This is a genomic window from Streptomyces sp. NPDC104371, from assembly GCF_055583785.1.
In genome coordinates this window covers 63,654-87,778 of sequence record NZ_JBVJNF010000011.1, presented here as the reverse complement: position 1 = coordinate 87,778, position 24,125 = coordinate 63,654, and the positions used below count along the sequence as shown (strand labels likewise).

The following is a 24,125-nucleotide window of genomic DNA, read 5'->3' as shown; positions in this document are numbered from 1 at the left end:
GTTCACCAACCGGGGGTACTCAGTCACGGCGTGAGTCAGCCGAGCAGTGCGGTTGCCTCGACCTCTACGAGCACATCCGGCTCGAAGAGGTACTCGACCCCGATGAGGGAGGCCGGAGGCATGGGGAGCTGGAGCCCGATCTCCTCGGCGACGGCCTCCACACCGGCCATGAAGTCGCCGATCTTCTCCGGGCTCCATCGGGTCACGTAGAACGTCAGGCGCAGTACGTCGGCGAACGACGCGCCCGCGCCCGCCAGGCCGACGGAGGTGTTGCGCAGCGCCTGGGCGACCTGCCCGGCCAGGTCGCCGGGCGCGACCGGAGTCCCGTCGGCCTGGCGGGCGACCTGCCCGCTGACGTGGACGTGTGTCGTGCCGGTACCGACGGCCACGTGGTGATACGGAGCCGGTTGCAGCATGCCTTCCGGCGTGAAGTGCTGGACAGTCATCGGTGTTCTCCCTCTGAGCTAGGTATCCGTAAGCTACTTAGTGGAAGAAGGACACTTCAACGAGACCAGGTTTCCCCGTGGATACCGAGGACGAACTCCTCATCGGCCCTGTGCACCGCGAACTGCTCGACCAGGTCCTCGACAAGTGGTCGCTCAGCGTTCTCAGCGAACTGTGCGAACGCCCGTGCCGCTTCAACGAGTTGCGCCGAGCCATCCCGCAGGTCACACAGAAGTCGCTGACCGCGACACTTCGGCGACTGGAGCGAAACGGCGTGATCGAACGCGAAGTCGTCTCCACCCGCCCGGTGGCGATCAGGTACCGGATCACGCCACTGGGCAAGACCCTGCGGCCTCCCATCAACGTATTGCTGGCATGGGCCTCGGAGAACATGCCCGCTGTCACACGCGCCCGCGAAGCCTTCGACACACGGGAATGAGCAGGCCGCCGAGTCTTCCCCCGCCCCGGCCGGAAGGGTGTCAGCCTTCACGGTCGGGGAGCATGGCCAGGGCCCACTACGCCTCCACCGGGACAGACTTCCCATCGACGAGGTCATCCTCGTCGTCTGCTACCCCGACAAGGACAGCGACGGCCTCGACCTCCTGGCGGCCGGTGGCCGGGCCGCGGTGTCCACGCGCGCGGTGAGCACGACTGCCGGTGTGCAGGCGCGGACGATCTACCGTCAGTTCGGGGACGTCGTCTCCGGGTGGACGCCGAGACGGCGGTCCGGATGATCCAGTCCACGGGCGTCGGCCTCGTCATCACCCTCATCGGAACCCCGCATGACGAACGCGAGGGCGACACGCTCCTGTCCACGCGGACGCGCGAGGCGATCCTGAGCGCGATCGTGACCGACACCTCGGCCGCACCCGACGCCAGTGAGACACCGGCGGCGCATGCGTCGGCGCTTCGGGCCTCACTCGGTGACAGCACCGCACACCTCACTCCGGGCGAGGCACTGCTCCTCGACGAACTGCTGGGCACCATCAGCGCGGCGGGCTAGACCCGATGCCGCTGACTTCGGGTTGCGTTTGTGCGGGTGGAAGCAACCATCCGGCGGTCGCTCCCCGGTTCGGCGGTGTTCGCGGAAGACCTCGCCTCGGCTTTCCTGGCAGCCTTGGGGCTGCCAGGCGCGAACCAAGCCGGTTCGTTGTGACATCGGATCACAGTCACCGACGGCACCGGCTGTCCGTCGCACACGTACGGCGCTCGGTCACGCGCGCCCCTCGTCAGGACCTCATAGCCTTGGTCTATGGCGGAAGGCACTTCCGACAGCGGGCCGGACAACAGTCATGAGAAGGATGACGTCTCAGGGCGAACCCCTTCCGGCGGCTCGGCCCCCGCGGCCGAGAACGACACCGGAGCCATCCAGCTCCCCCTATGGACCAAGGTCCTCGGCTGGTGCGGTGTCGTAGGGCTGATCTACCTGCTGATCTGTGCCGTGAGCATCATCAGCCGCGGCTTCGCGGGGCTGGGCGGCGACGCGGCGCACACCATGTTCGCCTTCGCCGCGAACCCGTGGGTCGGGCTGAGCGTCGGCGTTCTCGGTACGGTCCTGATCCAGTCCTCGACCACGACGACGGCCATCGCCGTCACCGCCGTAGGGTCGGGCGCGCTGCCCATCGAGGGTGCGATCCCCGTCATCCTGGGCGCGAACGTCGGCACCACCGTGACCACGAGCCTGGTCGCGTTGACATTCATCAGGCACCGTACGGAGTTCCGCAGGGCCCTGGGCGCATCGACCGTCCACGACTTCTACAACTGGCTCTCGCTGCTGGTCTTCTTCCCGATCGAACTGATCTGGCATCCGCTGAAACACATCAGCGGGACGCTGACCCAGGAGTTGTACGGCACGGACTGGCTGCCGAACCCGTCCCACTTCAACTTCATCCGGGCGGCCACCGGGCCGGTAGAGCACGGAGTGATCCAAGCGACCTCGCACATCAGCAGCACACTCGGTCCGCTGTTCATCATCGTGATCGGCGCCGCGCTGATCCTGGTCGCCGTCCGCTACCTGGGAAAGCTACTCAAACTGCTCATGGTCGGCAGAGCCCGCGACATCCTGATCAAGGCCGTCGGCCGCAACGCCTACCTTGCCATGGCGTCCGGCATGGGAGTCACCGTCGTCACCCAGTCGTCGACCATCACCACGTCCGTGCTGGTCCCCTTCGCCGGGACAGGCATCCTGACTCCGGCGCAGGTGTACCCCGTCGTCGTCGGCTCCAACCTCGGTACGACGTTCACGGTGGTCTTCGCCGCGTTCGCGGGCGTCGGACCGGACGCGAAGATCGGCCTACAGGCGGCCTTCGTACATCTGGTCTACAACCTCTTCGCGATCGTCGCGATCTACGTGATCCCGCTCCTGCGCCCCGTGCCACTGTTCTGCGCCGAGAACCTCGCCCGCGTCGCCTCCGAGCACCGATGGGTCCTCGCCGTCTACCTCGGCACCGTCTTCATCACACTGCCCGCCCTGGTCATCGTGCTGGTGGGCGTGCTCTGAGCACGGCGTCCGACAGCGAAACCGGTCAGGGCTCGGTGCCCCAGGGTGCCTCCGGCGCACCCTGGCCGGGGCACCCCCACCCACCCCAACGCAATCCAAAGTCACCGGCATTGCGCCCAGATGTGGTCACCCAGTTGCCCACCCCGTCCGCTCACGAGCGGGCCTGGCGTGGTGCGGACGGCATCGTGGCCCCCGCAGTCGCCGAGCCCGCCATCAGCGCGGTCAGGGCGATCGACGGTGACCACCGGTCGCTGGGGCTGGGCCCGTGGGCTGCCTGGGCGCAGAGGAACAGCGGACGTACCTCGACTACCTCCGTTCCGGGACACCCTGGTGGTGCCCTTCCTCGACCGCGTCTCCGGCCTGCGCAAGCGGGTTATCGGCTTTCAGTCGCTCCATGCCGCCGCGGTCGAGCACGTCATCACGCCCATCGCCGACCAGGAACACGACGAACTGTCCCCAGCCGCGGACCACACCGTGACGAGCCTCGCCAACGTGGAGGGGACAGCCGATGCGGGCTGACAACTCCCGCCCAAAACTGCTCCGTCGACCTCACCGGCGCGCGCACCAAGGCCCAGCACCAAACTGAACCACCCTGACCGACGTCCACCATTCGAGGAAGCCCGAGTCCAGCTCAGGCCAAGGTCTGGATGACGCGCCACCAGGTCGGACCCTGCATCCACACAACCCCACACTCAATCACTTATCGTCCATATCGAATCACAGTGAGTAACCACTCGGCTATAGCCTGCCGCACTGCCGCACGGCGGAAATAGGCCTCACCCCAAGCCAGGGAGTCAGGAGACATCGTGATCAGACATCACGCCCCACAACAACCGCCTTCTGGAGTGAGGGTGAGACGAGGCCAAGCCCGCAGGGGCGTCGGCGCTCGTGAGCAGTGGCGGCAGGCAGGGGTGGTAGCGGGACTGTGCGTGGCTCTGTCCGGCACCGGACTGACGCCCGCGACCGCCGCACAGGTGGGGGCCACACCGGCCACCGCCTCGGTGCAGGCACGTGGGACTGACCCATCGTTCAACTTCGGTTTCACCGGGACCCCGCAGACCCTCACCGTCCCTGCGAACGCGGTCGTCACCATCACCGCGGACGGCGCAGGCGGCGCCGACAACACCGGCACCGCCTGCGGCTTCACCGGGACCGGGGGGACGGGGGCACGCGTCGTCACCACGCTGCCGGCAACCAGCGCCCCGACGATCTACACCGTCAACGTCGGCGGCACCGGCAGCGCCGGGTGCAACGGAAGCGGCGCCGGTGGCTACAACGGCGGTGCTCCGGGCGGCACTTCGAGCAATCCCACGGGCCAGTTCCGGAGAGGTTCCGGAGGAGGCGGGGCGTCCAGCGTCAGCACCGGCACCGACCTCCTCGTCGTCGCCGGCGGCGGTGGTGCCGACGGCGGCGCCCCCTTCGCCGGCACAGTCGCGGGGGGCAACGGCGGCAACGGCGGCACACCGGACGCCACCGCCGGCACCACCGGAGCATCCGATAGCGGTGGTTCGCCGGGATCCGGCGGGCAAGGCGGCAGCACCAGCACCACGACCGTCGGCGCCGGTGGTGCGGCGGCCACCCCCACCGGAGGCTGCACCCCGGCCGCAGGTGACCCAGGAAGCGGTTTCATCGGCACTTCGGTCGGCATCGGCGGCACTGGCGGCAACAACACCGGTGGCAACTGCGTAGCCGCCGGGGCCGGGGGAGGCGGCGGCGGAGGATACTTCGCCGGCGGCGGGGGCGGCGCCGCCACCCCCGGACCCACCGGTCTCGGCCGCGCGGGTGGGGGCGGTGGTGGCGGAGGCAGCAGCTTCGCCACTCCGACGGGCGCCGGGACGGCCTATGCGGCCTCGACGATCGGGACGGCGAACCAGAACGGTCAGGTGATCATCTCCTACACGGTGGCCACCCCGTCGTTGACCATCACCAAGACCCACACCGGAAAGTTCACCCAAGGCCGGGACGGCACCTACACCATCAGCGTCGGCAACACCGGACCTGGCGCAACCGACGGCACCGCCGTCACCGTCACCGATACCCTCCCCGCGGGGCTCAGGGCCGACAGCATCAGCGGCACGGGCTGGACCTGCACCCGCGACACTCTCACCTGCACCCGCAGTGACGCCCTTCCCGCCGGGAGCAGCTACCCGCCCATCACGCTGCGGGTCGATGTCTCCTGCAAGGCCGGAGGCGAGGTCATCAACACCGCGACCGTCACCGGGGGCGGCGACACCACCACCCACACCGCCACCGATCCCACCACGATCAAGCACCACAAGCACGGCAAACACAACAAGCACGACATGCGCTGCGACCGCCACGAACACTGGTAGGCCAACCAACCCTGGGGGCCGTCCATGCGGACCCACCGTCCTCGCCCAGCTCAAGCCGAGCTCGGCGAGGACGGCGCCCGAGGCGAGTGGCGCCTGCTGACCGCATGCCACAGCTTCCGCAAACGTTCACACATGTCGGAACCGCCGGACTGGCCACGGTATTGGGCTGAGCGGCCTGGTCAGCTACGGCCCCTCCCGGGCAGTGGGAGAAGACCCAAGCGGGTGGTGTGGTACTGGATGGCCACCTTGCCCTTGCCGGTCCGGCACGGGGAGCCTGCGAGGTGGGCGGCGCAGGTGGACATCGGGCAGTCGTGCGATTCCACGCGCTTGAAGTCTTCGCGACCCAGGACTGTTTCATGAGGGCGTTTCAGGAGCTGTCGGCGGTCTGCGCGTACGACCGGGAACACGTACAGCTCAGTCGTACTGCTGAAGACCGGTCACCGCAGCACCAGTGCCTTGACGTCGACCCCGGCGTGTCCTGTCCGCATCGCCCATCCTCTTGGGGTCGAGCACGTGCGCACCGCGTCCGTCATCGCAGCGCCACCACCCCAGTATCGGTGCGAACGTAGAGCATCTCGTCTCCCTTCAGAACGGCCACGCCGCCCTCGTCGTATCTGTCGGACGGCTCCTCGACGAAGGCGTGCGGATGAGAAGTCTTCGCACCTGCATCGGCATTCCACAGGACTGCTCCTGTGGCAGCGTCGAGCGCACTGACCTCCCCCAGGCCCGTGGCGGTGTACACCACTCCGCCGTCCGCCTCAGGCGCTGCGGCGAGCCCTTCGAGGACCCGCGTCCAGCGCGTCGTACCCGAGGCTATGTCGATCGCATGCAGAACCGTGTCCGCGTCCAATTCCATGGAACTGGTCGGGGGGCCACACAGCGCCGCACCGAAATAGACGGTGCCGTCGGCCACAGCGACGGCGCCGGCTTCATATGACTCGAGCGCGGGGTCGAGTCGGTGGTACCAGCGGTCGTCGCCCGTGCGGGGGTCCAGGCCGACGATCTCCAAGGTGTTCCAAGGCCCCGGACTGTGTCCCTCATCCTCATGGCCGCGGTCACGTGGCAGCCACACCAGCCCTTCTCCGACGACCGCGTGGACCGGGGAGAAGGTCAGCCAGTCCTCGGCCTCCTCGGTCTGGCCGAGTGGGCAGCCCTCGTAGACGTCGCCCCGCTGGAAGACTTCGTCGCCGGTCGTCGGGTCGAACGCGAGGATCCCGCCGTGAGTGTGCTGTTCCTCGAATCCCAGGGCCGCGTAGGCGGTACCTTCCTCGGAGACCGCCGGGCTCACGCGCATCCACCCGCTCCAGCCGTTCGACCAGACCGGCGTCAGGGCGGGCAAGCTAAATACCCTGATCCCGGCGTTGAGCGCGTGCACCAGAAGAAGGTCTCCGACAACGGTCGGGCAGCCGTCGACGTCGAGCGTCCGGACAAGATCTCCCGAACACACGTCGAGCACATGGAGACCACGCGCCGCCTCGACGAAGACCCAACCCTTCCAGAGCGCCGGGGTGAGGGAGAACGGCACACCGTGCTCCCGCCGGTCTTCGACGGGGTCGGCCCTTCGCCAGCGCTCATCACCGGTTCGCGCGTCGAAGGAATACACGCCGCCGCCCGCATCGGCCACAATCAAGGCGCCGTCCACCAGCAGCGGCGAGGCGACCACCGGGGCCGCCGTGTGAGCCGTCCATGTCTTCTCCATCGCAGTACCACCATCCACAACTCATGCTGATGCTGGGTGTGCCGGTCGCGACCGCCGAGACGGGCAGGGCGGCCTCCACGTAGACCGCCTCATGATTCCAGGCCGTCCATCGTGATCGACATCGAGGTGGGGCGCCGGGGGCGGTCGCGGGCGGCGCGGTCGCGGGCGGCGCGGTCGCGGGCGGCGCGGTCGCGCATCAGGTCGCACCAACATGGGCATCCGTGCCATCGTGGCTACCGGCGAGCACGCCAAGACCGAGGCAGCGCTTCGGCACGTGCGCCGACACTTCATCACCGTCAACGACCCGCGCGCTGCGGTGACAGAGTTGGTGAACGCCACCTTCGCCGCCCGGAACACCGCATGGTGGGGCCATCGAGGGCCTGCTGCGGCACTGCGCGGACGCCGAGATCGAGTCGACCCCCAGGGCGCGAGCGTCGTCGGGTTCGCCTTCACCGAGCTGCTCAACTTCCGCCTGCTGCCAAGGCTGAAGAACATCGGCAGCATCCGCCCGTACCGCCCCGACGACACCCCACCCTCGGTGCCTCGACGACGCGGCCGATCCGCTAGGAGCTGATCGAGCAGCTATACGACCAGATGGCAAGTACGCCACCGCACTGCGACTCAGCACTGCCGAAGCCGAGCAGGGGCTGCGGCGCTTCACCCGCGGCGGCCCCAAGCACCCCACCTACCAGGCACTTGAAGAACTCGGCCGCACAGTTCGTACGGTCTTCGCCTGCGGCTACCTCGCCAGTCTTGGCCTGGATCGCGGCGTAGTGCACACCGCGGGTGGCCTCGAAGTCGCCGGGCAGGTCGTCCTCCGGGTTGCGCCACCATGGTGCGGCGCCCTCGACGTAGATCTCGCAGCAGCGGACCGCGTCCCGCAGCGCGACCAGGGCGCACAGCTCGTACGGGATGCGCTCGATGCGGCCACGCTCGTCGACGACCGCCTCATCGGCACGGCGTCCGTGGCGTCGTAGAAGCGGGTCTTGCCGTCGACGTTCTCGGCCACTCCGTGTCGGCGCCGACGAGCGCGAACCCGCCGATCACGCGCAGCGACAGGGCGGTCAACTCCTTTTGCAGTTCGATGGGTTCGCTGTCGGCCTGTCTTGCAGCACTGTCCGCACACCAGCCGACACTTCTTGGGACGCTCAGGCAGCCGGACGTCGAACGGCGGCCAGGACTCGTCCTTGAACTCGCGCCGGTCGTAGTCGCACTCGGCACAGACCAGGCCAGGCCGCAGTGAGCCGTCAGGTGCCGAAGAAGAGCTGAGGGGTTCCGGCGAGCATCCCCGACATTGCCGTGCAGCTCCGGGACAACTCACGGACGCCCTTGCCCCACCGCTTGTACAGCGCCCTCAGCTCCTTCTCGGTCTCCTCAGCGCTGCCGCGACCCGGCCACCCCTTCTTTCCGGCTGCGGGAGGAGAGCCCTTGCCTCACCGGCAGATCACCAGCTGTTCTGGGGTGACTGGTAGTGCCACAGGCGATCGCTGCTATTGGTGGCGCGGAACAGGCGGATGTCACTGTAGGCGCCGCCGACAACGGAGGGAGCGGCGGCCAGGCGGGTGTTCAGGGCAGGGCGCAGGCTCCACCAGCCGGTGGGGCCTGCGGACGCGGCCTGGTTGGTCTGCTCCGCGACTCGCTGCCAGGCCTGGATAGGCGAGCCGTTACAGACCTGGACGACGAGCTGAACGTTCGGGGCGGGGTCGGTGGCGGGCTGCAAGCAGAGCGTGGCGTTCTTCTCGTTGCGAACGATCCAGGAACCGTCGCCCTGCTGTTCCAGCTCCCACATCACGCTGGTGCGGTTCTCGTAGTCGCTGTTGGGCTGGCGGATGGTCGCGGCGGCGACCCCCGGGTTGGCGACGTCGTCCCAGGTGCTGAGTCGTCCGCCGTCGGCCTTGTTCACGATCTCCTGGTGACGGATGTCGGCTCCGGCTGCCTGGCTGGGCGTGGCGCTGGCAACCAGCGCGACCATGGTCACGGCGGGCACCAGACTGGTGAGGAACCGGCGGGATGTGGACATGGAGACGTCCCTTCTGTGTCGCGGCCTGCCTGGCCGCTGTCTCTGAAGCGCTGGTACTTCGACACGATCAGCAGGCACACGAACAGCCATCGCCACCTCCACTGGTAAGGCAATCTCGGCGTCTGCCGCCGCGAACACTACCCACCCCATACGCCCCAAAGCGGCATAGAACATACACCCGTAACAATCAGGCCAATCGGTCCATGTCGTACAAGTACCCATATGGCAAGGCGGTCAGCGCCGCCAACGACAGAGGCGGCTCAAGAATCAACGGCCTACTCCGGCCTTGCTGAGATCCCCCGCCCTATGAGCATGCCAATGCGTCGGGACGCCAGAAGTCACATGACCCGCTGGAGGGCCGGGGCTTCGGCTCGGCAGCGGGTCGTGCATCTTCAGTTGCGCGGCGAGTAGCCCTACTGTGATCGCCCATCCATATAGAGCATTTCGGCTCTGTCTGTCGTGCCGTCAGAATGCCCTGGCCGTTGTCGATGGAGTCGAATGTCCCGGTAGTCGCGCCAGGAGAAGCTCTTACGTCCGTCGCGTTGGCCGTCGTCTCTGCGCTGCCGGTAGACAACCGAGACCGGTGGAGCGCTGCTCGTTGATCGCACGCAGCGCAAGGGCCATGGACCTTCACCTCTACCTCGCCACCGCCCTCGCCACGCTCCGCATGCTCATTCGGCGCTCGCCCAAGTACCTTCGCTGGGACGGCCAGGTCCACTCCCCGGCTCCTCGAACGATGCGTTCGCCAGTCGGCCGTAAGCTGACGCGATCGCCGGGCCACCGAGCACTGGACGAAGGTCGGCCCCGACGCGTCCCAGTACAGAATGAGGCGGACGTGTGCAAGGTGAACCGATAGCCGAACGGCGCGCGAGGACCTACCGGTTGTGGCTCTACCGATGGTGGCTCCTTGTCCCCGCATCAGGTATGGCGGCCGTCTGGCTCGCTGTTCACGAGCGCTCACCCGCCGCGGTGCCTTCGTCCCAGTTCTACATTCTGTGTCGGCGCCCAAGGTCCCTGGATGCGCTCTCCTTGGCTTCGGCCCTGTTTCGTCACAGCCGCGGCCGTGTCCGTCACCGGAGCGGTCCGGGCCGTCAGAACACCCTCACGCCGCCGGTCGCTTTGAATTCGGTTGCGGCCGACCCAAGGACATAGGCCATCATGGCGGCGTACGTGTTCCCTCACACCAGGAGCCCTCGCATGCGCCGTCGCCTCGGAATCCCCCAGCTTCCCCACTGGACGACGGTTCTCGAGGACTCGACCACGCATGCGTACCCTGAACATCGGAATTCTGGCCCACGTCGACGCCGGTAAGACCAGCCTGACCGAGCGGCTGCTGTTCGACCACGGCGCGATCGACCGGCTCGGCAGCGTCGACGCCGGTGACACCCGCACGGACGGCGGGGCGATCGAGCGGCAGCGCGGCATCACCATCTGCTCGGCCGTCGCCGCCTTCACGGTCGGCGACACCCAGATCAACCTCATCGACACCCCGGGCCACTCGGACTTCATCGCCGAGGTCGAGCGGGCCCTGGAAGTCCTCGACGGCGCGGTCCTGTTGCTGTCCGCCGTGGAAGGTGTGCAGGCCCAGACGCGGGTGCTGATGCGAACCCTGCGGCGACTGCGGCTGCCCACGCTGATCTTCGTCAACAAGATCGACCGAGCGGGCGCCCGCGTCGACGGGCTTCTCGCCGATATCCGGCGCCGGCTCACGCCGCATGTCGTGCCACTGACAGAGGTGACGGGCATCGGCACGCCCGCCGCCCAGGCACGCCGACGGGACGACCCGGAGCTGCGGACCGACCTGGCGGAGGCACTCGCCGAGGTCGACCCGGCGATCCTCGCCGCGGTCGTGGACGGCCCGGAACCGAACGTCGACGAGCTGCGCGCCGCCCTTGCCGCCCGCACTGCCGACGGCTCCTTCCACCCGGTCCTCTTCGGCTCCGCCCTCGGCGGCCAGGGCATCGCCGAACTCGTCGAGGCCGTGACCGGGCTGATCCCGCCGCCCGAACCGCCGCCCGGACCCGCCGAACCCCGCGGCACCGTCTTCGCCGTACGCCCCGGACCGGGCGGCGATCGGACGGCGTATCTGCGGTTGTACGAGGGTGAGGTGACACCGCGTCAGCGGTTGACGTTTCTGCGCCGGGAGGCGGACGGCCGGACCACCGAGGTCCCCGGACGGGTGAACCGCCTCGCCGTGATCGGCCACCCTGGGAAGCTCACCGGCGGGAACATCGCGGCGCTCTCCGGCGTCGCCGGGATCCGCGTCGGCGACCGTCTCGGCGAACTCACCGACCGCGCCCCGCAGTTCGCGCCGCCGACGCTGGAGACGCTGGTCAGGGCCCGGCGCCCCGACCAGGCCGCCCAACTGCGCACGGCGCTGCTGGCCCTCGCCGACCAGGACCCGCTCATCCAAGCCCGCCCCGCGGACGCCGGAGCCACCACACTGCTCCTGTACGGCGAGGTCCAGATGGAGGTGCTGGCGGCCACGCTGGCCCAGGACTTCGGCATCGAGGCCGACTTCGCGCCGGGCCGCGTCCGGTTCCTCGAGCGCCCGGCCGGGACCGGCGAGGCCTGGGAGGAGCTGCCGTGGCTCGACCACACCCGATACTGGGCCACGATCGGCCTGCGGGTGGAGCCCGAACCATGCGGTTCCGGCGGGGTGTTCACGTACGAGACGGAACTCGGCGCCCTCCCCCGGGCCTTTCACCAGGCCATTGAGGACACCGTGCACACGACGCTGCTGTCCGGCCTGCGGGGCGCCGCCGTCACGGACTACCGCGTCACGCTCGTCCGCTCGGGCTTCTGCGCGCCGGTCAGCACGGCAGCCGACTTCCGTGGGCTCACGCCGATCGTGCTGCGCCGGGCCCTGGATCGGGCGGGCACTCGCCTGTACGAGCCGTACCACGCCTTCGAGGCGGAGGTACCGCTGGACGCCCTCGCTCCCGTGACGGCCCATCTCGCCTCGTATGGCGCCGAGTTCACGGACACGACAGGCGGGAACTCCTCCTGGCTGATCACGGGTGAGCTGCCGACCCGACGAGTCCGGGACATCGAGCTGCGGCTGGCGGGGCTCACGCGTGGGGAGGGGGTGTGGTGGTCCCGTCCGTCGGGGGACCGGGAGGTGCGACACCGGAGGGATGCGGGGGAATCGTAAGGACGGTAGGGGCACGACGGGAGCGCGAAGCGAGCCCACCGAGGGGGGACGCGCTGTTCCTGCGGACCGAACGGCTGACGTGGTGTCAGTCCCCCACTGTCACAGATGATCCTCACTACTCCCGGTCAGCGTGACCTCTCTGCCAGGTGACCCGCGACAAGTCGCTGATCCCGCAGCGGACGGCCTGCCGGGCAGCTCGATGTCGATCCCGTCGTTCTGCTGGATCGGCTCGAACTCAAGGACGGTGCGGTCTCAGGGAGTTGGCCTCGGAGTGGATTGGAGTGTGCCTGTGGTCAGGCGCCGAGGCGGCGGCGGTAACTCGGGTTCTAGGTTGCGGCTTGACCTCAACCGAGCTTGACATTTCATGGTGTTGGGCACACGAAGATGACAGGAGATTGGTGTGACAACGCTTCAACTGCCGGATCTGGCCCGGCCCGACGCCGGGACCACGCTGATCAGCGAGTGGATCGTGGACACACCTGACCGGCAGGACCGGGCGGGCCGTGCACTGCTTGGGGAGTGGGACGAGCTGTCGGCCAGGTTTCGCCCCGAGGCGTTCCTGCGGCTCAGCTGCTTCGCGAGCGCGGACGGGCGTGTGCTGCTCAGCGTCGCGCAGTGGACCAGCGACGAGGCACACCTCGCCTTCGTTCGGGAGCACCGGGCTGAGATGGTCGGCCGCATCGACCGCGAGGTCCCGGGGATCCGGCGTCCCGGGCTGGTCCGCTACCGGTTGGCGCATACCGTCGTGCCGGACGGCGGCGGCGTTGACACGACCGACGTGGCCGTCCTCGCGCACGCCGAGCGTGAGCCGTCGGCTCATGCCGCGCGATGGGCTGAGGCCACCGCCGACCGGCTACGGGCGGCTCCGCCCCTGGGCATGGGCACCGCGCATGTGTTCGTAAGCGAGGACGGTGCGCGTGGCCTGCTCTACGCACCGGTGGCTCGGGCGAACGGCGTTACTGGTGCGCGGCCCTACCGGCTGCTCGGAGCCGTCGCGGGGCCAGGCGCCGGTGCGGACGGCGTGGGACCGGCGGAGGTTCAGCGTTCTGACAGTGTGGACAAGGCGTAGCTGACGCCGGACGACTGTACGAACAGCTTCCGCAGGCGGCGGGCAGCGGTGTGGAGCTGGTGCGCGCAGAAGCCGAGCAGGGGCTGGGCGACCGCGGTCGGTCGGGTCGCCCGCCGACGTTCGCCGCGCTCCAAGTTGCCGAGGTCAAGGCGCTGGCTTCCACACCAGGGCCCGGCGCGTGCCGGACCTGTAAGCGGCGGCTGTGTCGAGCTGTCCCCCTTCACACATATCGAGGCTTCACCGTCAGACGGTCGGCAGCAGTTCCCGCAGTTGGACGGTGTCGATGATGCGTGCCCGGGACGGGAAGACCTTGTCGACGAGGACCCGGTGGACCTCGGGGTCACGGTCGGCGACACCGTCGGACAGGACGTAGACACGGTAGTCGCGATCGGCGGCGTCCATGAGTGTGGACAGGACGACGCCGCTGGTGCTGAGCCCGGCGAGGACCAGCGTGTCGATGCCGCGGTCGGCCAACTGCTCGTACAGGTCGGTGGTGGAGGCCGCGCCGTAACGGATCTTGCGGACGACGATGTCGCCGTCCTGCGGGCTGATCGTCTCGTGTATCTGCGTGGCGTCGTCCTCGTGGTGCATCGCCTTCGCGGCGGCGATCGCGCTGAAGGACACGTTGCGGTCGGGAACGGCGTCCCAGTCGTCCTGCGTGAACGCCACGCGGACGTGAGCGACGGTGCCGCCCGCGGCTCGCACGTCCGCGATCGCACCCCGCACGCGCGCGAGCAGCGCGTCGGGTTCGGGGGCGAGCGGAAGGATTCCGTTCTGGAAGTCCATCACCAGCAGCGCGGTCCGCTCGGGGGCGAGGGTGGGAACGGCAGAGGCGTTCATACGGTGTTTCTCCTTGGGGTTGCGAAGAGTGTCGATGCGGAGCGCACGGCTCAGACCGCCGCGCCGCGGCGGCGCATCAGGCCGCGGTCCAGGACGACGAGCAGCAGTACCGCGAGACCGGCGGCGACGAGCACGACGCCGAGGCTGTGCAGCCCGTGGTCGTCGGCGCCGTCGCGGAAGACGATGCCGCCGATGACGGACGAGGTGATGGTGCCGAGGTAGCCGAAGGTGCGGAACAGTCCGGAGGCGGTGCCGATCTGGTCGGCCGGTGCCGCCATGTACAGGGCAGTCTGGTTGCCGACGGTGGTGGTGGCCATGGTGACGCCGAAGATCAGCGAGACGAGTACGAGCGCGAACACCGGGCTGTCGGAGCCAAGCAGCATGATGCCGATCGACCCGAGCAACATGCTCAGCGCCGAGGCGATCACCGGGCCGCGCACCAGATTGCGGCGGGCGAGTGGCCGTGACAGCAGCGCGGATACGGCGCCCATCGGCAGCAGCATCAGACCGGTCTGCACGGTGGACAGTCCGTAGGCGGCCTCCATCCACTGCGTCAGGCCGTACATCATCGAGTACACGCCGAGCAGGGTGAGCGCCTGGCGCACGTAGGTGCGGGCCAGGGCGCCGTTCGAGGTCAGGCCGCGCAGGTCGAAGAACGCCTCGGTCCGGCGGCGCAGCTCCCACCAGGATGTCGCGACGGCGGCGACGACGAAGACCACGAGTGCGGCCCAGTCGGGGTGCGGCAGGCCCGTCAGGAAGACGACCAGGGAGGTCATCGAGGTGGCGAAGCCGATGATGCCGATCAGGTCGATGCGGTGCGCGATCCGGCGGAAGCCTCCGTCCGCGCGGTCGAGCGGTGGGTCCTTGGGCAGTCGCAGCGCCATCGCCAGCGCGATCACTGTCACCGGGATGTTGATCAGGAATGCCCAGCGCCAGCCGGCCGTGCCCACGAGCAGACCGCCGATGGGCGGGCCGACCGCCGCGGTGACCATGCCTGCGATCGCGAGTCCGCCGAGCACTGCGCCCGGTGGTTCGTCGAGACCGGCCTGCTCTGCGCGGCGTCTGATCATCACCATGGCGCAGGGGAACGCGGCCGACGTGCCGAGGCCGATCAGGACCCGGGCGACGGTGAGCGTCGCGAGGTTTCGGCCGAGGCTGCCGACGATGCCGCCGAGCAGCACCAGCACGATGCCGACGAGGAAGACGCGGCGGGCACCGAGGACTTCGGCGAGCTTGCCGGCCGTCGGTTGAGCGATGGCGCTGGCCAGGTAGAGGGAGGAGACCAGGACGGCGGTAGCGCCCACCGCGACACCCAGCTCGGTGGCGATGGGCACCAACGCGGTCGCGATGATGGAGCTGTTGATCGGGTTGAGGCTGGAGCCCACGTAGAGCGGCATGGTGAAGGTCAAGCCGAAGGGCCTGCGCGTGAGTTCGAGGGGCGAGGGCTCTGTATCGACAGTGCCGGTTGTCATATGGCGCCCTCGTCCAGGCCGGCGGCGGCGAGCCGCTCGAGAAGCTCGACCGCCTTGTCCATGTCCTCGCGTTCGTCCGGAGCGACGACCTCGTCGATGGCGCGAGCCAGGAAGGCGGCGCGGCCCGCCAGCAGTCCGTCGATCAGCTCGGTCGCGGACGGGTCGGCGCTGATCAGCTTCTTGCGGCCGTCCTTCGGATCGGGCTCGCTGTGGATCAAGCCCGCGGCCTTCAGCACGGCCAGGCTCTGGGCGACGGCCTGCGCGGTGACGTGCTCGATCGAGGCGAGCCGGGCCGCGGTGATCGGGCCCTGACGTACGACGGTCGCCAGGAGGCCGAGTTGGGTGACGCTCAGCCCGGTCGCGTGCTGTCCCGACTCCGCGCGCATCCGGGCCCGCAGCCGCTTGATCGCATCGCTGAGACGTTGCGCGGTCTCAAGGGACTCCTGCGGCAGGGACTCCTGCGGCCTGGCATCGGTCATGGCTGGAGCGTAAAACTACACAAGCAACTTTAGCAAGTTACTTGTGTAGTTCTCGTGCCTGAGACTGTCAGAACTCCTCGGCAGCGGCTGCGATCGCCTCACGGATACGGGGGTAGGTGCGCAGACCCCCAGCCCGCAGCCGTACTTGGGGCCGGTGACGCCGAGGGCGTCGCGCAGCACCCAGCGCCGTCGCCTGCCCCCGGCGTGGCCGGAGCCCCGCCCTCACCCGCAGGCCGCGCTCGCCCGGTCGCGAGGTGACACGCGGCAGGCTGTGGCGCGGCCGATCGGTGTGAGAGGTCCGCTCACCGAGAGCCGGTGGCGGCCTGGGGCTGCTCTTCCTGGCCCGCGGCGCGGTCGGTGAGCATCTTCAGGGCTGCCGCGCGGGTGTTGGCGACATGTCGTCTGGCGAGGCGGGCGGCGGTCCGCGGGTCGCCCGCTTGCAGAGCGCGGAACAGTTCTTCGTGCTCACCGCACATCAGCGGCCCGTCACCGGGTTCGGCCGTCAGCCGGAAGAGCCGGTGCAGCCGCCCGTCCAGCGGCTGCATCAGATCCTGGAGCAGCGGGTTGCCGGACAGGACCACGATCTGCCGGTGGAAGTCGGCATTGAGTACTGCGACGTCCCGGGCTCGCCCGCGCTCGGTGGCCCGGCGGGCGCGTATGAGCAGCTGTTCCAGCCGACGCAGACCCGCCGCGTCGGCGTGCCGTGCGGCAAGCTCGGCGGCGAGCGCCTCGAGAGATTCACGGACGTCGAAGAAGTGGGCGGCGCCCTCCACCCCCACCTGGGAGACGACGGCACCGCGGCGGGGCTGGGTGGTGAGGAAGCCCTCCGTCTCCAGCCGCTGCATGGCCTCGCGCACCGGGATGCGGGAGACCCCGAACTCGGCGGCCAGGTCACGCTCGACGACCCGTCGGCCGGGCTCGAGTTCCCCCTCGATGATGCGTTCGCGCAGCGCCTCGTACACCTGGTCACGCAGGGACTTGTCCCCCGCACCGATGCTGGTGCGTCGCGTGCTCTCCGTCATCCTGCGCCTTCCGCCGCCCGCCGCTGTTCCCACGTCATCCTAGTGCCCGTCAGGTGAAGAGACCCCTTGCCTGGTATTCGGTATACCAAGTAGCGTGCCGCTTCGGCTCACGGCGCAGTCGCGTCGACACAAGCCTGGACAGCCCTGGCCGCCCCTCACACCTTCGGAAGGCCGCATGCACAACAGCCCCTCGTCCCCCCTCGTACTGGCCAACGCCACCCTGCCGGACGGCCGGCGCGCGGACGTGTCCCTGCACGACGGTCACATCGCGGCCGTCCACGAGCGCGTCACACCCGTCGACGCACCCCCCGAAACGACCGGCAGTGTCGGCGACAACCGGATCGAACTGGCCGGCGCACTGCTGCTGCCCGCTTTCGTGGACGGCCACTGCCACCTGGACAAGACCTTCCTCGGAGCCCCCTGGCAGCCCCACACGGCGGGCGACACGATCCGTGACCGGGTCACCGCCGAGCTCGACACCCGGCGGAGGCTCACCGCCCCGGTCACCGAGCGCGCCCTGGAACTGGTCCACCGCATGGTCGAGCACGGCACCGGGCACGCCCGCTCGCATGTCGACATCGACCCGCAGTCCCGCCTGGCGAACCTGCACGCGCTGTTGGAGGTCAGGGAGCACGTCCGCGACCTCATCACCCTGCAGATCGTGGCCTTTCCGCAGAGCGGGGTGGTCACCGCGCCCGGCGTCCCCGACCTGCTGGACGCGGCGCTGCGCGAAGGTGCCGACCTCGTCGGCGGCCTCGACCCCGAGGGCTTCGACGGCGACGTCGAGGGGCAACTCGACGTCGTCTTCGGGCTCGCCGAGCGACACGGGGTCGGCGTCGACATCCATCTGCACGACCCCGGCGAGGCCGGAGCCGCGCAGTTGCGCGAGATCGCCGCCCGGACCAGGGCACTGGGCCTGACCGGCCGCGTCACCGTCAGCCATGCCTACTGCCTGGGCGACGTGGAGGACGCCACGTTCGCCCGCACGGCGGCGGCGCTCGCGGGGGCGGAGGTGTCCATCCTCACCAACGGACCGGCCGGACCCATGCCGCCCGTACTGCGGCTGCGCGAGGCGGGCGTCCGCGTCTTCGCCGGCTCCGACAACATCCGCGACGCCTGGTGGCCCTACGGCACCGGCGACATGCTGGAACGGGCGACCATCATCGGCCTGCGCTCCGACCTCATGACCGATGACGAACTGCACACCGCGGCCTCGCTCGTCACCACAGAGGCAGCCGCCGCCCTGGGCCTGGACCGCTACGGACTGCGGCCGGGAAGCCGCGCGGATCTCGTCGCGGTTGCCGCCGGCAGTGTCGCCGAAGCGGTCGCCGCGCACCCCCGGCGCCTGCTCGTGACACACGCCGGCCGGGTGGTGGCGACCGACAACTGCCCGGTGCCGGATCTGCCGGCTCCCCAGCCAGGTGTCCAGCGCGCCTGGTAACGCCGCCGACCGGGTGCCGCACCCGCACTCGCCCGCGTAGTTCACAGCTTCTGTGCAGGGCCGTCCTCAGCGCCGGAACTCCACGGACCTGCCCTCCTCCCGAAGCGGCTGCCTCCCGCAGCCACTCAGCGCATCCATCTAGGAGTCCCGTGTCCGCCACCAGCGGCTCCGGCGGTGCCCCCGCCGCGCACCCGAACACCCCCGTCCCACACACCGGTGAGCCGCCCGCCCACTCCGGTGAGCCACCCGCCCCGGGCGGCACCGTCCTGAGCAGCGCCGCCATAGGCGTTTCCGACCTGGTCTTCTTCGTGGTCGCCGCTGCCGCGCCTCTGACGGCCGTGGCCGGGGTCGCCCCTGCCGCGATGGCCATGGGCGGACTCGCCACCCCCTTGGGATACGTCCTGTCCGGCGGACTGCTGGCGCTGTTCGCCGCCGGCTTCACCGCCATGAGCCTGCACGTCCGCAACGCCGGCGCCTTCTACGCCTATGTGGCCCGCGGCTTGGGCAAGGCCACCGGCATCGGGACGGCCTACGTCGCCGTCCTCTCCTACAACCTGGTGGAGATCGGGCTCGTCGCCTGCTTCGGCTTCTTCGCCTCGAGCGGGGTGAAGGACCTCACCGGGTTCGGCGCGCCCTGGTGGCTCTGGTCGGCGGTCTGCGTCGCCGTCGTCGGCGTCCTCGGCTGGCTCCGGGTCACCCTCAGCGCCAAGGTGCTGGGACTCGCACTGGTGCTGGAGGTCCTCGTCCTGCTGATCCTGGAGGGCGGAGTGCTGAACCATCGTGGCACCGCCGCCCTCGACCCCGCGGTGCTGAACCCGACATCGCTGGGCGGCGCGGGGGTGGCGGGCATGTTCGTCCTGGCCATCGGCGCCTTCACCGGGTTCGAGGCGACCGCGATCTACGCCGAGGAGGCGCGGGAGCCGAAGCGCACGGTGCCGCGGGCCACCTTCATCGCCGTCGGCTTCCTCGCCGTCTTCTACGCCTTCGCCGTGTGGGTGGTGATGGGCGCCTTCGGTTCCGAGGACGCCGTGCGGGTCGCGCGGGGCGGCAACGGACCCGACATGGTGTTCAGCGCCGCCGGCCGATTCGTCGGACCGTGGCTCTCCGACAGCATGCATCTGCTGATCATCACCAGTGCCTTGGCCGCCACCCTCGCCTTCCACAACGCCGCCGCCCGGTACATGTACGCCCTCGGCCGCGAGGGGCTGCTGCCCCGCCCGCTGGCCCGCGTCTCGCCCCGCAGCGGCTCCCCGGGCACCGCCGTGGTGGTCCAGAGCCTCCTCGCGGCGGCCTTCATCGCCGTAGGGGCCCTCAGTGATGCCGACCCGTACGCGGTGGTCTTCCTGTGGCCGAACGGCACCGGAGTCCTGGGCATCATGGCGATGCAGGCACTCGCCGCCCTGGCGGTGTACGGGTTCTTCCGCCGCGACCGCCGGGGGGTTTCCGGCTTCCGGGCGCAGTGGGCACCCTTGCTCTCCTTCCTCGGGCTGTGTGTGCTCACCGTCCTCGCGGCTCTGCGGTTCGACCTGCTCACCGGGGCATCCGGTGCGGTCAACATCGGACTGCTCGTCCCGCTGCCCGTGGTGTTCTGCATCGGGCTCATCGTGGCCCGGTACATCCGGCGCACGGATCCACGGCGGTACGCCCAGCTCACCACCGTCGACGTGGAACGCGACTGACCCCGGGGCCCGGACGGGCGGCCGCAGCGAACCAGCGCCCCCGGCCACCCGTCCGATGCCCCCGGCAGACTGCGTCGGCCACGCCGGACGGCGACGCTGAGGTCGGCCGTCCCCACCGCCACCGAGCCCGAGTTGGCCGCCTAGCCTCGCAGGGAGGGATCGACGAAGGTCAGGGTGCGGCGGGGGTGTCGATGCTCGGCGCGCACCCGGCCGGCATCGTGACGGCGGCCGATGCCACCGGGGTGGCCGTCGCGGTGTGCCTGCTCATGGCTGCCGACGTTCCGCCTGCCCGGTGCCGGCCCGGTCTTCGGCCTCGCGCAGCACGGCCGCGATGCCGCGGAAGCCGCGGCGCTCAGCGTGGGTACGGGCCGTCGTCCCGTCGGCGTCCGGCAGCAGCGGGTCGGCACCCGCCGCGAGCAGCACCTCCACCACCTCCTGGTGCGTGCGCCCGCCGTCGCCGAGGATCACCGCCTCCAGCAGCGCCGTCCAGCCGAGCCGGTTGACGTGGTCGACGTCGATGTCCGTCTCGGCCAGCACGGCGCGTACGTAGGACACGTGGCCGCGCTCGCTTGCCGGGATCACCGACACCCCGCCGAACCGGTTGGTCACCGTCACGTCCGGCCCGCCGGGCAGCAGCGCGCGCATCATCGCCACGCTGCCGGTCACCCCGGTCACCAGCCAGCCGCTGTCCAGGCGGTCGTCCTGCGCGTTCACGTCCGCGCCCGCGTCGACCAGCACCCGGGCCACCGCCACCTCGTCGGCGAGGGCCGCCCGTAGCAGGGGCGTACGGCCCTCCTCGTCGCGCGCCTCCCGGTCGGCGCCTGCCGCCAGCGCCTCGCGGACGGCGGCGACGTCGCCGCGCTGTGCGGCATCCAGCAGGGCGCGGTCGGTCGGGGAGAGTGACTTCTTGGCCACGACGGAACTCCTCCACGGAGTGGCAACGGACAACAGCACGGCAAAGACGGCAAGTAGAGCAGCATCTGAGAAGGGAAGCGAGGGCGGACGTGGGGAGAGCGCGCTCCGACCGGTGGCACGCGGGGCGGGGGACCCCACGTGCCGCCGTGGCCCAGCGGTCCGCCCGGACGGGGACGCCGCTCACTCGGGTGGTACGAGCGGTGGGGTCAGCGGCCGTTGCTGATCGCCGCGACGCCGACCTGGGCGAACTTCTCGTCCAGGTCGCCGGAGGGGGCGCCCGCGACGCCGACGGCCGCGATCGGGGCGTGGTTGTAGGCGACCGGGGCGCCGCCCGCCAGGAACAGCGTGTTCGGGATGTCCTTGAGGGTGGGGGCCGACTCCAGGCGCTTGACCAGTTGGGAGGTGGGCGCGTTCCAGGAGACGGCGGTGTACGCCTTCCTGATCGCGGAGTCGTAGGACTGGGGCCCGGCGCCGTCGCCGCGCAGGGTGACGATCGTGTTGCCGTCGCGGTCCACCACCGCGACGGTGACCTGCTGGCCCTCCTTCTGGGCGGCCTTCAGCGCCGCCTGCGCGGCGTCGGTGGCGGCCTCGATCGTCAGGTGGGTGCTGGTGGTCGCGGCCTTGTCCTTCACCGCGGCCACATCTGCGGCCGGCGCGGCGGCCGGGGTGTCGGCGGAGGCGGACACCGCGCCGACCACACCGACACCGACCGCTGCCAGGGCCGCCACGGAGGTGACGACCTTGGCGCGGGTGGAGAACTTCTTGGCCTTGTGCTGCATTACGAGCATCTCCCAGTCGTGTCGCTCTCCTCCCGGCCCGGACCGTGGCCGACGTAGGTACGGCCGAACCCGTGCGGGTGCCGGAGGAGGCAGCGCTCGTTGCGCTGTGCCTCCACTCTCGGCCTGCTCACCCCGTGCGCCCGTCGACGTACCGGCTGGTTCCGGCGCGCGGGACGGCTGACGGCAGGGTCATCCGATCGGTTGACCCCCTCCAGTACTGCCCGGCTGACAATGGCAGTGTTCGCTGTCTCCGCCGAGGACCGCCCAAAGGCCTCCCGCACGCCGAACGGCAGCCATGTCCGTACGTCCCGGCCAGGGAGGAGCAGCCATGCCGTCGAGAAGCAGACCCTCCCCAAGCGGCCCGAAGGCCGCCGACCGCGAAGCTCGCACGCCGGCGTTCGCCGTCCACCTGGCGTTCTTCCTGCTGCTTGGCTCCGCCCTGACCCGATACGTCCAGCGGCACAGCGCCCAGCCTCAGTTGCCCGCCGTCCTGGCCCTGACCAGCGCGCTGGCCCTGCTGTACGTCGTCGGTCGTCGCACGGCGGCCGTCCCCGAGGCGGTCGCCCCGTCTTCCGCGAGCGCCGACCGGCCTCCGCTCGCCGGTCTGCTGTGGCTGGGCGCGCTGGTCGGTGTGTGGGCCGTGCTGGTCGTCCTGGCTCCCAGCTTCGCCTGGTGCGCGGTGCCGCTCTTCTACACCGCGCTGCGCACCCTCCCGACGCCTGCCGCGTACACACTCATGATGATCTTCACCGCCTTCGTGGTCGTCGCGCAGTTGCGGCTGGCCGACCGCCTCGACGTGGACCTGGTGATCGGTCCGCCGGCCGTCGCCGCCTTGGCGACCGCGGTCTTCACCCACATGGACCGGCAGGCGACCCGGCAGGCCGCCCTGATCCGCGACCTGGTGCGCACCCGCCGTGAACTCGCCGCCACCGAACGCCGCGAGGGTACTCTCACCGAGCGCCAGCGGCTGGCCATGGAAATCCACGACACCCTCGCCCAGAGCCTGTCCAGCCAGCAGATGCTCCTTCAGGCCGCCGACCGGGTATGGGAAGCCGAGCCGGCGCAGGCCCGAGCCCATCTGCGCACCGCCGCCTCGATCGCCGAGAGCAGCCTGGCCGAGGCCCGCCGTTTCGTGCACGACCTGGCACCCGCCGACCTCGCCGAGGGCGGCGGCCTGGAGGCGGCCCTACGGGGCCTGGCCTCCCGCGAGACCACGGCCGAACGCACCGTGTCCTGTCTCGTCGACGGCACGCCAGGGCCGCACGGACTGCCGGACCGGGTGCAGTCCGCGCTGCTGCGCATCGCACAGGGCACCCTCGCCAACGTCCGGGAGCACTCCGGTGCCACCCGGGCCGCGCTCACCCTCACCTACCTCGGGGACCAGATACGGCTGGACATCGCCGACAACGGTCGCGGCTTCGAAACCGACGCACTGCCGGAGCGCGCCGCCGGAGTTCGCGGACACGGCCTGCCCGCGATCCGCGCCCGGGTCGGCCAGTTGGGTGGCACCCTCACCCTTGAGTCCGCGCCCGGTGACGGCACGGTCGTCTCCGTCGCCGTCCCGCGCCGCCCCACTCCTTCGGAGGTCCCCACGCCATGACCAGGACCGAACATACGGAGCCCGCGCCAGTACGGCTCGTCCTGTGCGACGACCACGCTGTGGTCCGCGCCGGCCTGTGCGCCCTGCTCGGCAGTGCCCCGGGTATCGAGGTGGTGGGCGAGGCGGACAGCGGGGCGGAGGCCGTCGCGCTCGCCGCGAAGCTCGTCCCCGACGTGGTCCTCATGGACCTGCAACTCGGCGACGCGATGGACGGTGTCGAGGCGACTCGCCGGATCACCGCCGACTCCGGCGGCTCGGTCCATGTGCTGGTCCTGACCACGTACGACACCGACGCCGACATCATCCGTGCCATTGAGGCGGGCGCCACCGGCTACCTGCTCAAGGCCGAGCGCCCCGACGAGCTGTTCTCGGCCATCCGCAGCGCCGCCTCCGGCCGCACCGCCCTGTCCGCTCCCGTCGCCCAGCGGGTCATGACCCGCATGCGCAGCCCGCGCCCCGGCCTCACCGACCGCCAGCGCGACATCCTCGGCCAGTTGGCCCGCGGGCTGACCAACCGGGACATCGCCAAGGCCCTCTTCCTGAGCGAGGCCACGGTCAAGACGCACCTGGGGCGCATTTACGACAAGCTCGGCGTCGACACCCGGGCCGGCGCCGTGGCCGTCGCCAAGGAGCAGCGGCTGCTGCCTTGACGGACATGGCGCGGCTCCCCGGTTTCGGC

24 protein-coding genes and 3 pseudogenes are annotated in these 24,125 nt (G+C 70.2%); 16 read left to right on the top strand and 11 right to left on the bottom strand.

Going from position 1 to position 24,125, the window contains the following annotated elements; genetic code table 11:
• Positions 1-35: 35 nt before the first annotated feature.
• Entirely contained in the window at positions 36-446 is a 411-nt protein-coding gene (locus ACZ60T_RS28420) for a RidA family protein (RefSeq protein WP_469668464.1), read from the bottom strand.
• A 77-nt stretch (positions 447-523) separates the two neighbouring features.
• Here ACZ60T_RS28420 and ACZ60T_RS28415 point away from each other — a divergent pair, with 77 nt between their 5' ends.
• The 7 genes and pseudogenes from ACZ60T_RS28415 to ACZ60T_RS28385 all read left to right on the top strand — a co-directional run bounded on the left by ACZ60T_RS28415 (position 524) and on the right by ACZ60T_RS28385 (position 5,277).
• Positions 524-883, top strand: coding sequence for a winged helix-turn-helix transcriptional regulator (locus tag ACZ60T_RS28415; RefSeq protein WP_469668463.1), 360 nt, complete (start codon positions 524-526; stop codon positions 881-883).
• Positions 884-953: 70 nt separating this feature from the next.
• Positions 954-1,055, top strand: a pseudogene (locus ACZ60T_RS28410) (transcriptional regulator); the annotation flags it as partial.
• A gap of 15 nt (positions 1,056-1,070) precedes the next feature.
• Positions 1,071-1,178 carry a hypothetical protein gene (locus ACZ60T_RS28405; RefSeq protein WP_469668633.1) on the top strand — a complete coding sequence of 36 codons (108 nt, stop codon included), beginning with the start codon at positions 1,071-1,073 and terminating at the stop codon, positions 1,176-1,178.
• Positions 1,151-1,447 (top strand): hypothetical protein, encoded by a 297-nt coding sequence (locus ACZ60T_RS28400; RefSeq protein ID WP_469668461.1) that lies wholly within the window; start codon positions 1,151-1,153, stop codon positions 1,445-1,447. Before ACZ60T_RS28405 ends, ACZ60T_RS28400 begins: the two co-directional genes overlap by 28 nt.
• 249 nt (positions 1,448-1,696) lie before the next feature.
• Positions 1,697-2,944: a thymidylate synthase gene (locus ACZ60T_RS28395; protein ID WP_469668460.1), complete on the top strand. Its 1,248-nt coding sequence runs from the start codon at positions 1,697-1,699 to the stop codon at positions 2,942-2,944.
• A gap of 333 nt (positions 2,945-3,277) precedes the next feature.
• The gene (locus ACZ60T_RS28390) at positions 3,278-3,463 is read left to right on the top strand and encodes a hypothetical protein (protein ID WP_469668458.1); all 186 of its coding nucleotides are present in this window, start codon (positions 3,278-3,280) and stop codon (positions 3,461-3,463) included.
• Positions 3,464-3,873: 410 nt separating this feature from the next.
• A complete protein-coding gene (locus tag ACZ60T_RS28385) occupies positions 3,874-5,277 on the top strand; it encodes a hypothetical protein (RefSeq protein WP_469668457.1) in 1,404 nt (467 codons plus the stop codon).
• Positions 5,278-5,456: 179 nt separating this feature from the next.
• Here the strand turns inward: ACZ60T_RS28385 and ACZ60T_RS28380 are convergent, their stop codons facing one another.
• Positions 5,457-5,600 carry a zinc finger domain-containing protein gene (locus tag ACZ60T_RS28380; RefSeq protein ID WP_469668455.1) on the bottom strand — a complete coding sequence of 48 codons (144 nt, stop codon included), beginning with the start codon at positions 5,598-5,600 and terminating at the stop codon, positions 5,457-5,459.
• Between the two features lie 206 nt (positions 5,601-5,806).
• Positions 5,807-6,976 carry an outer membrane protein assembly factor BamB family protein gene (locus tag ACZ60T_RS28375; protein WP_469668453.1) on the bottom strand — a complete coding sequence of 390 codons (1,170 nt, stop codon included), beginning with the start codon at positions 6,974-6,976 and terminating at the stop codon, positions 5,807-5,809.
• 211 nt (positions 6,977-7,187) lie between these two features.
• On the opposite strand from ACZ60T_RS28375, the gene ACZ60T_RS28370 reads away from it, so the two are divergent.
• The 3 genes and pseudogenes from ACZ60T_RS28370 (at position 7,188) to ACZ60T_RS28360 (ending at position 7,953) form a co-directional block, all read left to right on the top strand.
• Positions 7,188-7,550 (top strand): Tn3 family transposase, encoded by a 363-nt coding sequence (locus ACZ60T_RS28370; protein WP_469668452.1) that lies wholly within the window; start codon positions 7,188-7,190, stop codon positions 7,548-7,550.
• 10 nt (positions 7,551-7,560) lie between these two features.
• Positions 7,561-7,689 (top strand): annotated as a pseudogene (locus ACZ60T_RS28365) (Tn3 family transposase); the annotation flags it as partial.
• Positions 7,690-7,749: 60 nt separating this feature from the next.
• Entirely contained in the window at positions 7,750-7,953 is a 204-nt protein-coding gene (locus tag ACZ60T_RS28360; protein WP_469668451.1) for a hypothetical protein, read from the top strand.
• A gap of 467 nt (positions 7,954-8,420) precedes the next feature.
• Here ACZ60T_RS28360 and ACZ60T_RS28355 read toward each other — a convergent pair whose 3' ends face one another.
• Positions 8,421-8,996 (bottom strand): RICIN domain-containing protein, encoded by a 576-nt coding sequence (locus tag ACZ60T_RS28355; RefSeq protein ID WP_469668450.1) that lies wholly within the window; start codon positions 8,994-8,996, stop codon positions 8,421-8,423.
• A 473-nt stretch (positions 8,997-9,469) separates the two neighbouring features.
• Positions 9,470-9,571 (bottom strand): annotated as a pseudogene (locus ACZ60T_RS28350) (transposase); the annotation flags it as partial.
• A gap of 689 nt (positions 9,572-10,260) precedes the next feature.
• Here ACZ60T_RS28350 and otr(A) point away from each other — a divergent pair.
• Positions 10,261-12,150, top strand: coding sequence for a tetracycline resistance ribosomal protection protein Otr(A) (gene otr(A) / locus ACZ60T_RS28345; RefSeq protein ID WP_469668448.1), 1,890 nt, complete (start codon positions 10,261-10,263; stop codon positions 12,148-12,150).
• Positions 12,151-12,550: 400 nt separating this feature from the next.
• Positions 12,551-13,219: an antibiotic biosynthesis monooxygenase gene (locus ACZ60T_RS28340; RefSeq protein ID WP_469668447.1), complete on the top strand. Its 669-nt coding sequence runs from the start codon at positions 12,551-12,553 to the stop codon at positions 13,217-13,219.
• 243 nt (positions 13,220-13,462) lie between these two features.
• Here the strand turns inward: ACZ60T_RS28340 and ACZ60T_RS28335 are convergent, their stop codons facing one another.
• The 4 genes from ACZ60T_RS28335 to ACZ60T_RS28320 all read right to left on the bottom strand — a co-directional run bounded on the left by ACZ60T_RS28335 (position 13,463) and on the right by ACZ60T_RS28320 (position 17,032).
• Complete coding sequence (locus ACZ60T_RS28335) at positions 13,463-14,059, bottom strand: cysteine hydrolase family protein (RefSeq protein ID WP_469668446.1); 597 nt, start codon at positions 14,057-14,059, stop codon at positions 13,463-13,465.
• A gap of 50 nt (positions 14,060-14,109) precedes the next feature.
• Positions 14,110-15,531, bottom strand: a complete 1,422-nt coding sequence (locus ACZ60T_RS28330) for an MFS transporter (RefSeq protein WP_469668445.1) — start codon at positions 15,529-15,531, stop codon at positions 14,110-14,112.
• The gene (locus ACZ60T_RS28325; protein ID WP_365626028.1) at positions 15,528-16,010 is read right to left on the bottom strand and encodes a MarR family winged helix-turn-helix transcriptional regulator; all 483 of its coding nucleotides are present in this window, start codon (positions 16,008-16,010) and stop codon (positions 15,528-15,530) included. The genes ACZ60T_RS28330 and ACZ60T_RS28325 overlap by 4 nt, the downstream gene beginning before the upstream one ends.
• 302 nt (positions 16,011-16,312) lie before the next feature.
• Positions 16,313-17,032 carry a GntR family transcriptional regulator gene (locus tag ACZ60T_RS28320; RefSeq protein WP_469668443.1) on the bottom strand — a complete coding sequence of 240 codons (720 nt, stop codon included), beginning with the start codon at positions 17,030-17,032 and terminating at the stop codon, positions 16,313-16,315.
• Between the two features lie 175 nt (positions 17,033-17,207).
• On the opposite strand from ACZ60T_RS28320, the gene ACZ60T_RS28315 reads away from it, so the two are divergent.
• Both ACZ60T_RS28315 and ACZ60T_RS28310 read left to right on the top strand, forming a co-directional pair.
• The gene (locus ACZ60T_RS28315) at positions 17,208-18,473 is read left to right on the top strand and encodes an amidohydrolase family protein (protein WP_469668442.1); all 1,266 of its coding nucleotides are present in this window, start codon (positions 17,208-17,210) and stop codon (positions 18,471-18,473) included.
• 149 nt (positions 18,474-18,622) lie between these two features.
• The gene (locus tag ACZ60T_RS28310; protein WP_469668441.1) at positions 18,623-20,152 is read left to right on the top strand and encodes an APC family permease; all 1,530 of its coding nucleotides are present in this window, start codon (positions 18,623-18,625) and stop codon (positions 20,150-20,152) included.
• A 264-nt stretch (positions 20,153-20,416) separates the two neighbouring features.
• Here ACZ60T_RS28310 and ACZ60T_RS28305 read toward each other — a convergent pair whose 3' ends face one another.
• On the bottom strand, positions 20,417-21,067 hold the full coding sequence (locus ACZ60T_RS28305; RefSeq protein ID WP_469668440.1) for an ankyrin repeat domain-containing protein: 651 nt from the start codon (positions 21,065-21,067) through the stop codon (positions 20,417-20,419).
• A 206-nt stretch (positions 21,068-21,273) separates the two neighbouring features.
• Positions 21,274-21,846: a GlcG/HbpS family heme-binding protein gene (locus tag ACZ60T_RS28300; protein ID WP_469668631.1), complete on the bottom strand. Its 573-nt coding sequence runs from the start codon at positions 21,844-21,846 to the stop codon at positions 21,274-21,276.
• 328 nt (positions 21,847-22,174) lie between these two features.
• Between ACZ60T_RS28300 and ACZ60T_RS28295 the strand changes: the two genes are divergently transcribed.
• Entirely contained in the window at positions 22,175-23,446 is a 1,272-nt protein-coding gene (locus tag ACZ60T_RS28295) for a sensor histidine kinase (RefSeq protein ID WP_469668439.1), read from the top strand.
• Complete coding sequence (locus tag ACZ60T_RS28290) at positions 23,443-24,096, top strand: response regulator (protein ID WP_469668438.1); 654 nt, start codon at positions 23,443-23,445, stop codon at positions 24,094-24,096. The genes ACZ60T_RS28295 and ACZ60T_RS28290 overlap by 4 nt, the downstream gene beginning before the upstream one ends.
• Positions 24,097-24,125: the final 29 nt, after the last annotated feature.

What these genes read in the sequence shown, in the direction of transcription:
- ACZ60T_RS28420 (WP_469668464.1), bottom strand. Translation starts at nt 446, where the DNA reads ATGACTGTCCAGCACTTCACGCCGGAAGGCATGCTGCAACCGGCTCCG.
- ACZ60T_RS28395 (WP_469668460.1), top strand. Translation starts at nt 1,697, where the DNA reads ATGGCGGAAGGCACTTCCGACAGCGGGCCGGACAACAGTCATGAGAAG.
- ACZ60T_RS28375 (WP_469668453.1), bottom strand. Translation starts at nt 6,976, where the DNA reads ATGGAGAAGACATGGACGGCTCACACGGCGGCCCCGGTGGTCGCCTCG.
- ACZ60T_RS28370 (WP_469668452.1), top strand. Translation starts at nt 7,188, where the DNA reads ATGGGCATCCGTGCCATCGTGGCTACCGGCGAGCACGCCAAGACCGAG.
- ACZ60T_RS28355 (WP_469668450.1), bottom strand. Translation starts at nt 8,996, where the DNA reads ATGTCCACATCCCGCCGGTTCCTCACCAGTCTGGTGCCCGCCGTGACC.
- ACZ60T_RS28335 (WP_469668446.1), bottom strand. Translation starts at nt 14,059, where the DNA reads ATGAACGCCTCTGCCGTTCCCACCCTCGCCCCCGAGCGGACCGCGCTG.
- ACZ60T_RS28330 (WP_469668445.1), bottom strand. Translation starts at nt 15,531, where the DNA reads ATGACAACCGGCACTGTCGATACAGAGCCCTCGCCCCTCGAACTCACG.
- ACZ60T_RS28325 (WP_365626028.1), bottom strand. Translation starts at nt 16,010, where the DNA reads ATGACCGATGCCAGGCCGCAGGAGTCCCTGCCGCAGGAGTCCCTTGAG.
- ACZ60T_RS28320 (WP_469668443.1), bottom strand. Translation starts at nt 17,032, where the DNA reads ATGACGGAGAGCACGCGACGCACCAGCATCGGTGCGGGGGACAAGTCC.
- ACZ60T_RS28315 (WP_469668442.1), top strand. Translation starts at nt 17,208, where the DNA reads ATGCACAACAGCCCCTCGTCCCCCCTCGTACTGGCCAACGCCACCCTG.
- ACZ60T_RS28300 (WP_469668631.1), bottom strand. Translation starts at nt 21,846, where the DNA reads ATGCAGCACAAGGCCAAGAAGTTCTCCACCCGCGCCAAGGTCGTCACC.
- ACZ60T_RS28295 (WP_469668439.1), top strand. Translation starts at nt 22,175, where the DNA reads ATGCCGTCGAGAAGCAGACCCTCCCCAAGCGGCCCGAAGGCCGCCGAC.
- ACZ60T_RS28290 (WP_469668438.1), top strand. Translation starts at nt 23,443, where the DNA reads ATGACCAGGACCGAACATACGGAGCCCGCGCCAGTACGGCTCGTCCTG.